Consider the following 9,887-nt stretch of genomic DNA (forward strand, 5'->3'; position numbering starts at 1 on the left):
ATCCGGAACCGCCGCGAAAAACACACCCAGACCGCCCATGCAGGATCTCCCGTGCTCCAGGAGACCTCAAAGAATCCAGTTCGCCCTGCGCCGAAAGACCCTCCTGCCAAATGCGATTCCCCTGCCCGTGCGGGAGAGGGCTGGGGTGAGGGACCCTGTTTTTCCGGAAAACTCGCATCCCTCACCCTGTCCCTCTCCCGCACGGGAGAGGGGACCCGCACCTTCTGCGCTCACGGCATGATCACGGCTACGGTCGAAACCTGTGTAGGCCGTAGGGCTCCTCGCCGCGAAGGGCTGCACGTTCGAGAACCACAAGGGTGGCTCGGGCCATCTCACGGTCCGGCGCGGCGATCGGGTGTCGCAGATCCCGATGCATGGCGGCCGGAAGGAACTCGGTACGAGTCTCGTCAACCGCATCCTGAAGCAGTTGGACCTCAAGTGACTGGCTACATCTTCGATCTCGAACCCGACGACAACGGGACGTACCTCACGACCTGCGCGGCCTTTCCCGAGATCACGACGTATGTCGAGGATCCGGCCGCCCTTCCCGTGCACGGCTTGGGGGCCCTGGAGGAAGCCCTGGCGGCGCGCATCGCCCGCAACGAGGACATACCCGCACCGGCGCCGGTCGAGGCCGTCAAGGCCCCCGACGCCCGGGACGGACGCATCATCAGGACTTGGGTGAAGCTGCCGCTGCAGACCGACCTCAAGGTGATGCTCTACCGGATGCTGCGGAGCAAAGGCATCACGCGCGCCGAGCTGCAGCGCCAGCTCGGCTGGAACCGAGAGAGCGTCGACCGGCTGTTCAGGCTCGATCATCAGACCCGAACGGCCCAGTTCGACGCGGCCTACCGGGCGCTCGGCTACGAACTGAGCGTGCAGAGCGTGCCGGTGTCCTGAGCGCTGCGTCTTCGCTTCGTCCGAGCGTGCCGGTTCACCCGAGGAACGCCGACAGCTCCGAAAAAACCTCGTCCGGCCTCTCTTCCTGGAGCGTATGCCCGCAATCGAGCGCCCGGCCCGAGACGTTCGTTGCCTTCTCGCGCCAGGTTTCCAGCACGTCGTAGGTCTGGCCGACCACGCCCTGCGCACCCCAGAGGGCGAGCAGCGGCGCCGTGATCCGCGCCTCCGAATCGGCCGCGTCGTGCTCCAGGTCGATGCCCGCCGCCGCCCGGTAATCCTCGCAGATCGCGTGGCGGCAGGCCGGATCACTGTAGCAGCGCAGGTATTCCGAAAAGAGGTCCGGCGGGGTCGAGCCCGGGGTCTTGGACTGGCCCTCGATGTGGTGGCGCAGGAAATATTCCGGATCCGCCGCGATCAGCCGCTCCGGCAGGGGATGCGGCTGGATGAAGAAGAACCACCAGAAATACCGGGTGGCGAAGGCCTTGTCGGTGCGGGCGTACATCGTCGCCGTGGGGGCGATGTCGAACAGGGCCACGCGCTCGACCCGCTCCGGATGATCCAGGGCCAGGCGGTGGGCGACGCGCCCGCCCCGGTCGTGGCCGACGAGCGCGAACCGGTCGTGGCCCAGCGCCCGCATCACCGCCACCGCGTCCGCCGCCATGGCGCGCTTGGCGTAAGCCGCGTGGCGCTCGCCGCCCGGAGGCTTGTCCGAATCGCCGTAGCCGCGCAGGTCCATCGCCACGATTGTGCGGCTTTCGGCCAGGCGCGGGGCGATGTGCAGCCAGGTCGACAGGGTCTGCGGGTGGCCGTGCAGCAGCAGGACTGGCGGCCCGGAGCCCCCGGAGCGGGCGTGGATCGTCACGCCGGGTTCGGTCTCGATCCGGCGCCGGTCGAAGCCCGGCAGAAAATCCGTCACCATGCGCTCGGTCGCCTCCGTCCCCTGGGCCCGTGTCCCTTGCGCCGCACTGGCGCGCCGGGATGCACGGGATGATAAGGCGGCTCCGGCAGGATGTCCGCCGAGCCACCATGACAGATGCACGCGCGACTCAGGACGCCGCCCCCCGGGACGCGGCCGTGAACGACCTGGACGCCGAGGCGCCGGAGGGCGAGGCCGTCCGCGCGCCGCTGCTGCGCCCGAGCATCCTCGATCCCCTGTTCGCCCCGGCCCGGGCCCTGCCGGGGGTCGGCCCCAAGATGGCGCCGCTCATCGAAAAACTGCTCGGCACCCCGGAGCGGGAGGCGCGGGTGGTGGACCTGCTGTTCCACCTGCCCCAGGGCGGCGTCCCGCGCCGGCTGATGGGTTCGATCAGCGACGCACCCGTGGGCGAGCCGGTGACCGTCGGGGTCACCGTGGTGGGGCACCGCCCGGCGCAGATCGGATCGGGCAAGCGCCCGCACCGGGTGCTGGTGGAGGACACCACCGGCGACATCTCCCTGGTGTTCTTCGGCATGCCCCGCGCCCGGGTGGAGAAGATGCTGCCGCTGGGCGCCCACCGCTACATCACCGGCCGGATCGACCTGTGGGACGGCACCCGCCAGATGGTCCACCCGTCCCGGATCGTCGACGAGGCCGGGCTCGCCGAGCTGCCCGCCGTCGAGCCGATCTACGGCGCCACCGAGGGGCTGACCTCCCGGGCGATCAACAAGCTCGCGGTGGCGGCCCTCGACCGGCTGCCGATCCTGCCCGAATGGCAGGACCCGGCCTGGCTGGAGAAGAACCGCCTGCCCGCCTTCGCGGATGCGCTGCGCGTCGAGCACCGCCCCGAGGAGCCCCTCCCGAAATCCGAGGACCCGCTCCAGCCGCCGCCGGCCACCCCGGCGCGGCGGCGGCTGTCCTACGACGAATTGCTCGCCTCGCAGCTGGCGCTCGCCCTGATGCGGGCCCGACAGCGGCGCAAGGCCGGCCGGGTCAATGCCGGCGACGGGGCCTTGAGCGCCCGGATCCAGGCCGCCCTGCCCTTCGCGCTCACCGGCGCCCAGGCCCGGGCGGTGGCGGAGATCCGCGCGGATCTCGCCGCCCCGCGCCGGATGCTGCGCCTGCTCCAGGGCGATGTCGGCTCGGGCAAGACCGCGGTGGCCCTGCTCGCCCTGGCCTCGGCCGTGGAGGCCGGGCGGCAGGCCGCCCTGATGGCCCCCACGGAGATCCTGGCCCGGCAGCATTTCGAGCGGCTGCAGCCGCTGGCCGGTGGTCTGCGCCTGCGCCTCATGACCGGCCGCGACCGGGCCGCGGAGCGCAAGAGCACGCTGGCCGCCCTCGCGGCGGGCGAGATCGACATCCTGGTCGGCACCCACGCCCTGTTCCAGGAGGCGGTGACCTTTCGCGATCTCGGCTTGGCGGTGGTCGACGAGCAGCACCGGTTCGGCGTGCACCAGCGCTTGGCGCTCGGCGCCAAGGGCGAGGCGGTCGATTTTCTGGTCATGACCGCGACGCCGATCCCGCGCACTCTGGCCCTGACCTTCTTCGGCGACATGGACGTCTCGGTCCTCGACGAGAAACCCGCCGGCCGCCAGTCGATCCGCACCCTCACCCTGCCGACCGAGCGGATCGACGAGGTCGTGGCCGGGCTCGCCCGGGCGATCGCTGGCGGCGAGCGGGTCTACTGGATCTGCCCGCTGGTGGAGGAATCCGAGTTCATCGACCTCGCCGCCGCGGCCGAGCGCTTCGACGACCTCAAACAACATTTCGGCGACGCGGTCGGGCTGATCCACGGCAAGATGCCCGGCCCCGAGAAGGATTCCGCCATGGCCCGGTTCGCCGCCGGGGAGACCAAGGTTCTGGTCTCGACCACGGTGGTCGAGGTCGGGGTCGACGTGCCCGAGGCGACCATCATGGTGATCGAGCATGCCGAGCGGTTCGGGCTGGCGCAGCTGCACCAGCTGCGGGGCCGGGTCGGGCGCGGCTCGAAGGCGTCCTCGTGCCTGCTGCTCTATCGGGGCCCGCTCGGCCAGGTGGCCCGGGCGCGGCTCGAGATGATGCGCGACAGCGAGGACGGCTTTCGCATCGCCGAGGCCGACCTGAAGCTGCGCGGCGAGGGCGAGGTGCTGGGCACCCGCCAGTCGGGCCTGGCGGCCTTCCGGCTGGCCCGGATCGAGAGCGACGGCGACCTGCTGGAGGCCGCCCGGGACGACGCCCGGATGATCGTCGAGCGCGATCCCGGCCTGAAGAGCCCGCGCGGGCAGGCGCTGCGGGTGCTGCTCTACCTGTTCGAGCGCGACGCCGCGATCCGGCTGATCGGGGCCGGCTGACCAAGAGTTTCCTGAACGGCGCCGTTCAGGAAAGGCCGCCGTTCAGAAAAGCTCCGCCCCGGCCATGTGCGCTAGGGAACATGACGCACGAAACCGTCCGCTGATGCATGGCAGGCACGCTTGTCCGGAAAAGATGTTCTTGATCAGTAGCTTGGTTCTGCGCGCGGAAGCTTCGCCGGGGCCTCGGAGGCGGCGGGAGAGCGCGTAGGCAAGGCCTGTGACCTTGCATCAGCCACAATCTTCCCTTAACTGCAGATGAACGAATGGCCCGGTAAGCCGGGACATCACGGACGAATCTGGAGGACGGACATGTCGAACGGACTGTTCCAAAACCTGCCGGGCTCCCACGAGATGGCCGGTATCCAAGCCCTGCCGACCGAGCCCTGGCTGCTGCCGATCTCGGATGGCGCCGCCGCGGCGGTGACGAAGACGTCGGAGGATCTGCAGGCTGCCGTCCGGCTGGCCGCGCGTCCCTTCTGGCTGGCCGCCAACGGGCTTTGCATCGCGCTGGGCCTCGCTCTGACGCTCCAATGCGCCACCGGCTGGTCACCGACCCCGACCCGCAGCGCCGTGACGGTGGCCCAGGCGACGCCGCCGACCATCGCGCCGCAGACGGCCTCGCTGCAGCGCTGACGCTGGGCGGACACGATCGCAGTTTCAGGGCCGTCCCGCTCGCGCGGGGCGGCCCTTTTTCATGACGGTCACGCGTCCTGCGGCTCCCGGTGGGCCGCCGGATCGCCGGCCTGCTGCGCCGTGCGCAGGGACGCCGCCATCGCGTGCAGCCGGCCCTGCGGATCTTCCGGCTGGATCACGCCGGCCGACATCACGAGCTTGGCCGCATCGTCGACGCTGATATGCAGCTCCACTACCGCCGAGCGCGGCAGGTAGAAGAAGAAGCCCGTGGTCGGGTTGGGCGCGCAGGGCAGGAACACCCCGACCATCTCGTCCGCGCCGGCCGCGTTCCGGGCCTGGAGCGCACCCTCGACCTCCGGGGATGCGGGCGCCGACAGGAACACCACCGACCACGTGCCCTTCACCGGGAACTCGACCAGGCCGACCGTGCGGAACGAGGTGCCGTTGGCCGAGAACAGGGTCTCGAAGATCTGGCGCAGGCCCTTGTACAGGCCGGAGATCACCGGGGTCCGGGCCAGCAGCACCTCGCCGAACTCGATCACCGAGCGGCCGACGAGGTTCGCCGTGAGGAAGCCGAGCAGCGTCACCGCCAGGAACGCGATGACCAGGCCCAGGCCTGGGATCGAGAACGGCAGGTAATGGTCCGGCAGGTAGTTCGCCGGCACCAGCGGCTTCACGAACGAATCGATCAGCGCGATGAACCACCACGTGATGTAGGCGGTGATCGCCAGCGGCCCGGCCACGATCACGCCGGTGAGGAAGTAGGTGCGCAGCCGCCCGCGCGCGCTGACGCGCGTCTTCGGGGTGGCGGGGCCGGGCGCGGATGCGTCGGGCTCGGGAGCCTGAATCGGCGGGGAACTCGGCGCCACGGGTGCCCTCTCGGCCGCGCGCTCCGCGGCGATCCAGCCTGGGGGCGATCGATCCCCCGAGGGCACAGGTAGCGGCTGCGCTTGCCCGCCTCAAGGGCGGCGGGCCGATCGGTGGGGCCCGCTGTTCTCGGGGGCTCTGCCCCCGAACCCCGCCAAAGGGCTGAGCCCTTTGGAAACCCAGGACTCAGAACGCCAGGGCCGGCATCGCCTCCCGGGGGATCACGGCGCCGCGATGCCCGATCACGGCGCCCGCCAGACGGTGCGCCTCGGCGGCGGCGGCCTCCGGGGTCAGCCCGGCGATGCGGGCCGCGAGGTAGCCCGCCGCAAAACTGTCGCCGGCGGCCGTGGTGTCCACCACCCGGGCGACGGGTGCGGCCGGCACGGCCGTATCGCTCACGCCGTGCAGCACCCGGGCGACCGGGGCCGGGCCGTCCGACGTCTTGAGCACGATCTCGGCACGGCCGCGATGGCGCAGCACTTCCTCCTCGCCCGCCGCGCCGAACAGCCAGTCCAGATCCTCAACCGAGGCGAAGATCAGGTCCGCCTGGGCCAGGGCCGCGCGGAACGTGGTGCGGGCCACCTCCCGGTCCGGCCAGCCGCGGGGGCGGTAATTGGTGTCGAACGCGACCCGGCCGCCCCGGGCGCGCAGGGCCGACAGCGTCTCGGCGAGCGCCGCGCGTCCGGCCTCGCCGTAGAGCGACAGGCTGATGCCGGAGACGTAGACGAGGTCGTCGGCCTCCAGGGCGGCCCGCGTCTCCGGGGCGCCCGGCTCGGAGAACAGGTCCCGGGCGGCGGCGCTGTCGCGCCAGTAATGGAAGCTGCGCTCGCCCGCATCGTCGGTGCGGATGATGTAGAGCCCCGGCATCCGGCCCGGCAGCCGGCGGATCCGGCCGAGGCCGATGCCCTCGCGGCCCCAGGCCGCCACCATCGCGTCGCTCCAGGGATCGTCGCCCAGCGCGGTCACGTAATCCACCGTCACGCCGATGCGGGCGAGGTAGAGGGCGGTGTTGAGCGTGTCGCCGCCGAAGCCGCGGACGAGGCTCCCATCCGGCCGCTCCGACAGCTCGACCATGCACTCGCCGACGCAGGCGACCCTCATGCGGCTTCTCCCGTGCGGGCCACCGACCGGCCCCGCGGCGGACGGGCCTCGTTCGGCCCGGCCTGTCAACCAGGGGCTTCATTGCCGGGCCGCGGACCGGTCCGGGGCATGGCCGTCGCGAACCGACGGTGCGCCTTTGCCTGCCGATCCTGTCCAGGATTCGGCAAGGTCCCCCCGCGTCGGGGAGCGTGCTGCGAACCGCACCGTTCAGAAAATGGCTCCGGATGGACGGACTCTTGTCTCGCCATCGATGATCAGGGTCTGTAATTCTTCTTGTGTCGCGCGCGACATGTGATTTCAATGCACCTCCGAAAAGAGATCGGTATCCGGCATCGGCGCGATGCTTGCTGCGTAATGTATGTTTTATTTTAGAGTAACATCAATCACAATATGTCATGGGTTGACGGCCGGCCGATTCAGAGCGTCCGATACACGGAAGGTATTAAGCGTAAGAGCATTCGTGAAATTTTTATCGATCGCATGCGATAAAAGCCGAGATTTTTGCATATCCGATCTACCCGTAGTGGGGGTGATTCAGAGGACCGGCACCCGTATTATCTTCGGCACGATGTACGAATGATGCCGGTGGGTATCGACTTATACAGGGATGGTCCCGATTCTTGCGCATCACACCACACGTCGCAGCCTCTCATCCGTCGCCAACGGGCGGGTCCCGATGGCGGGTGCAGGAGAACGGCGCCGCCACTTCGCGCGAAGGCTGGGCGTTGCGGGTGCCTTAGAGCGCTCGCCGCCGAAGTGGATACCGGTTCGGCGCAAGCGAGCGCGTCATATCAAGGACTTAGAGGCGAGCCCGATTGCAACGCGATCGGGAACGGCTCTGGAGCCCATGGCGCGGCTGTGCGGGCGCCGTGGAAGTCCTATGCGCGCTGCTTTCGCTTCGGCGCCAGGTCCCAGACGACAGGTTCGGCCGCATCGGCCCACCAGGGATGCGTCCGGATCGATGGCGGCCGGCAAGAATACATTCGGGATGCTCTGAGATGTTTCATTCCGCCCTCAGCGCACTGACCTTTTCCTCCGGGGAATTTCTGACGATCACCGAGAGCCGGGGGTTGAGCGGGGCCTGGAGCTGGGTGCTCATGGGTGGCGAACAGATCTGGTCGCCGGGGTTCTTCCGCCTCCTGGGTCTCGTGCCGAATGCCGCGAAGGCGAGTTACGATCTGCTTCTGAGCCTGGTCCATCCGGAGGATCGGCGCCTGTTGCCGTCGCTCGGCGAAGTCCGGCAGGGCCACGTTCCCCGCGAGACGATCGTCCGGGTGATTCGCCCGAACGGCACGATGCGCGTGCTCTCGCTGGTGATGGAGGCGCGCTTCTCCGGGGACGGCCGGCCCGTGGCCGTGAACGGCACGGCGCTCGATGTCACCGACCGGGAGCAACTGGCGCAGATGCGCCAGGAGGAGCGGCGGCGGCGGGGCGCCCTGTATCTCACGGAACATATCACGTGCTTCTCGATCGGGCTCGATAACCGCTTCGAAATCCCCTTCGAGGTGGCGCAGGTGCATGGGCAGCCGTATGAGGAACTCTGCACCAACCCGTACGTCATGATCGTTCCCGAGGAACGGAGCGGCTTCCAGGAGGCGGCTCAGGAGCAGATCGAGAAGCAGCAATTCTTTCAGGGTACGGCCCACGAGCGCCTCGCCAACGGCGAGTTGTGGCATTTCAAGATCATCTCGATGCCGGTCCGGGATCCGGATGGCACCTATCTCGGACGCTGCGGGCTGAAATACCCGGTCCGGAGCCCGAGCCCGACCGCGGCGGTGCTCAACGAAGGCCTCGACCAGGCCGTGAGCGGCCATCATCTGCGCGCGGCCCGGGCGCTGCTGGATTGGTCGATGATGGATTTGGCCCAGGCGAGCGGCCTGTCGCATTCCACCGTGCGGCGCCTGGAAGAGGACAGCGAGCAACGCGGGAGCCGCTCCCGACTTCAGGCCGTCGCGTCCCTGCGCCGGTCCGGCATCCGCTTCATCCTGATGGACGACGGCACGCTGGCGGTGGCCAAGGGTTGAGCGGAACCGGTTTCGGGCGGCCCTCAATTCGGCCCCCTCGTTCCTGAATGAGCCCACTGCGACCGGAAGGCGGAGCTGCGTGCAACACGCGCTCCGGGATAGCCCCGGCGCGCATGGGTTCAGGCTACAATACGCAGCATCGTCACGGCGCGCGTCCCTCGCGGTCGGTCCGGTCGGCCCAAAACCGGGGTCCGGTCCGCGTCGGGACGCGCGCGCGCACTCAGCCGACCTTGTGGCCGAGCTGGATCGCCTTGGCGATCTGCGAGCGCCGCTCGGCGTAGCTCGGGGCGACCATTGGGTAGTCGGCCGGCAGGCCGAACTTGGCGCGGTAACGCTCGGGCGTGAGGCCGTGGGCGGTGAGGTGCCGCTTGAGCGTCTTGTAGGGGCGGCCGTCGATGAAGCTGATCAGGCCGTCCTGGCCGATCGAGGCTTCGATCTGCGCGGCCGTCGGGCCGGTCCAGGCCGAGGTCGAGCCGGCGGTGTTGCCCTGAAGCACCGAGATGGCCGTGTGGACCTGATCGATCAGAGCCGGCAGCACCTCAACACCGACGGCGTTGCGCGATACATAGGCCGCGACCAGTGAAGCCGTGCATTTGATCAGGTCGTAATTTGGTTCCTGGGTATTTTTATCGAATTCGATTGTGTTCATGGTCCCCTCGCTTCAGGTTGCCGCGGCGCCCAAAGTTAGATCGTAGAAGATACCGACAATTTTACCGGATCTTCCCGGTCTAAAGTCCGCCGGACTGCTGATGCTCCGCCAAAATTGGCGACTAACAATACGAAACTGCGACGAATTGTCTAGGGTTTACCTTGAATAGTCTTTGAGCATTTTATGTTCCATGATCTCAACACGAGGTTGCCTATCCTTCGGCGCGTCGCAATTATTGCTCATTCGCGAATGTCGACGCTGTGCGAAGATGCGTTGTTTGCCATTTGCCGCAGTCCCGGCCGCTGCGCGCGCTCATCGTTCGCCGACGATGAAGTCTGTGGGACAATGGAATGGACCATTGTGAGCCGGGAAATGTCACGGCATGAAGTGTCCGGCTATTCTTATAAGTTTTTTGCGTTATATCTATTGCAATTATCAAATCAAATACAATACTGATAGATAATTAT

Annotated in this window: 8 protein-coding genes and 1 pseudogene; 5 read left to right on the plus strand and 4 right to left on the minus strand. The window is 68.3% G+C overall.

Annotated elements, in window-relative coordinates; all coding sequences use genetic code 11:
• Positions 1–286: 286 nt before the first annotated feature.
• Positions 287–442: pseudogene (locus tag MKL20_RS01015) on the plus strand (type II toxin-antitoxin system HicA family toxin); the annotation flags it as partial.
• On the plus strand, positions 439–900 hold the full coding sequence (locus MKL20_RS01020; RefSeq protein WP_244035104.1) for a type II toxin-antitoxin system HicB family antitoxin: 462 nt from the start codon (positions 439–441) through the stop codon (positions 898–900). The pseudogene MKL20_RS01015 and the gene MKL20_RS01020, both read left to right, overlap by 4 nt.
• 34 nt (positions 901–934) lie before the next feature.
• Here the strand turns inward: MKL20_RS01020 and MKL20_RS01025 are convergent, their stop codons facing one another.
• A complete protein-coding gene (locus MKL20_RS01025) occupies positions 935–1,819 on the minus strand; it encodes an alpha/beta fold hydrolase (protein ID WP_244035105.1) in 885 nt (294 codons plus the stop codon).
• A gap of 107 nt (positions 1,820–1,926) precedes the next feature.
• Here MKL20_RS01025 and recG point away from each other — a divergent pair, with 107 nt between their 5' ends.
• Both recG and MKL20_RS01035 read left to right on the plus strand, forming a co-directional pair.
• Positions 1,927–4,146, plus strand: a complete 2,220-nt coding sequence (gene recG / locus MKL20_RS01030; RefSeq protein WP_244035106.1) for an ATP-dependent DNA helicase RecG — start codon at positions 1,927–1,929, stop codon at positions 4,144–4,146.
• A gap of 309 nt (positions 4,147–4,455) precedes the next feature.
• A complete protein-coding gene (locus tag MKL20_RS01035; RefSeq protein ID WP_243960926.1) occupies positions 4,456–4,779 on the plus strand; it encodes a hypothetical protein in 324 nt (107 codons plus the stop codon).
• A gap of 68 nt (positions 4,780–4,847) precedes the next feature.
• On the opposite strand, the gene MKL20_RS01040 is transcribed toward MKL20_RS01035, so the two are convergent.
• Complete coding sequence (locus MKL20_RS01040; RefSeq protein WP_147857037.1) at positions 4,848–5,648, minus strand: DUF502 domain-containing protein; 801 nt, start codon at positions 5,646–5,648, stop codon at positions 4,848–4,850.
• Between the two features lie 184 nt (positions 5,649–5,832).
• Positions 5,833–6,747 (minus strand): sugar kinase, encoded by a 915-nt coding sequence (locus tag MKL20_RS01045; RefSeq protein ID WP_244035107.1) that lies wholly within the window; start codon positions 6,745–6,747, stop codon positions 5,833–5,835.
• Between the two features lie 998 nt (positions 6,748–7,745).
• On the opposite strand from MKL20_RS01045, the gene MKL20_RS01050 reads away from it, so the two are divergent.
• Complete coding sequence (locus tag MKL20_RS01050; protein WP_244035108.1) at positions 7,746–8,771, plus strand: PAS domain-containing protein; 1,026 nt, start codon at positions 7,746–7,748, stop codon at positions 8,769–8,771.
• 220 nt (positions 8,772–8,991) lie between these two features.
• Here the strand turns inward: MKL20_RS01050 and MKL20_RS01055 are convergent, their stop codons facing one another.
• A complete protein-coding gene (locus MKL20_RS01055) occupies positions 8,992–9,420 on the minus strand; it encodes a MucR family transcriptional regulator (protein ID WP_244035109.1) in 429 nt (142 codons plus the stop codon).
• Positions 9,421–9,887: the final 467 nt, after the last annotated feature.

Origin of the sequence: Methylobacterium sp. E-066 (assembly GCF_022829635.1) — a bacterium.
GTDB lineage: Bacteria > Pseudomonadota > Alphaproteobacteria > Rhizobiales > Beijerinckiaceae > Methylobacterium.

Excerpts from the sequence above, each read along its gene's own strand:
- MKL20_RS01025 (WP_244035105.1), bottom strand. The coding sequence starts at position 1,819 with ATGGTGACGGATTTTCTGCCGGGCTTCGACCGGCGCCGGATCGAGACC.
- recG (WP_244035106.1), top strand. The coding sequence starts at position 1,927 with ATGACAGATGCACGCGCGACTCAGGACGCCGCCCCCCGGGACGCGGCC.
- MKL20_RS01035 (WP_243960926.1), top strand. The coding sequence starts at position 4,456 with ATGTCGAACGGACTGTTCCAAAACCTGCCGGGCTCCCACGAGATGGCC.
- MKL20_RS01045 (WP_244035107.1), bottom strand. The coding sequence starts at position 6,747 with ATGAGGGTCGCCTGCGTCGGCGAGTGCATGGTCGAGCTGTCGGAGCGG.
- MKL20_RS01050 (WP_244035108.1), top strand. The coding sequence starts at position 7,746 with ATGTTTCATTCCGCCCTCAGCGCACTGACCTTTTCCTCCGGGGAATTT.
- MKL20_RS01055 (WP_244035109.1), bottom strand. The coding sequence starts at position 9,420 with ATGAACACAATCGAATTCGATAAAAATACCCAGGAACCAAATTACGAC.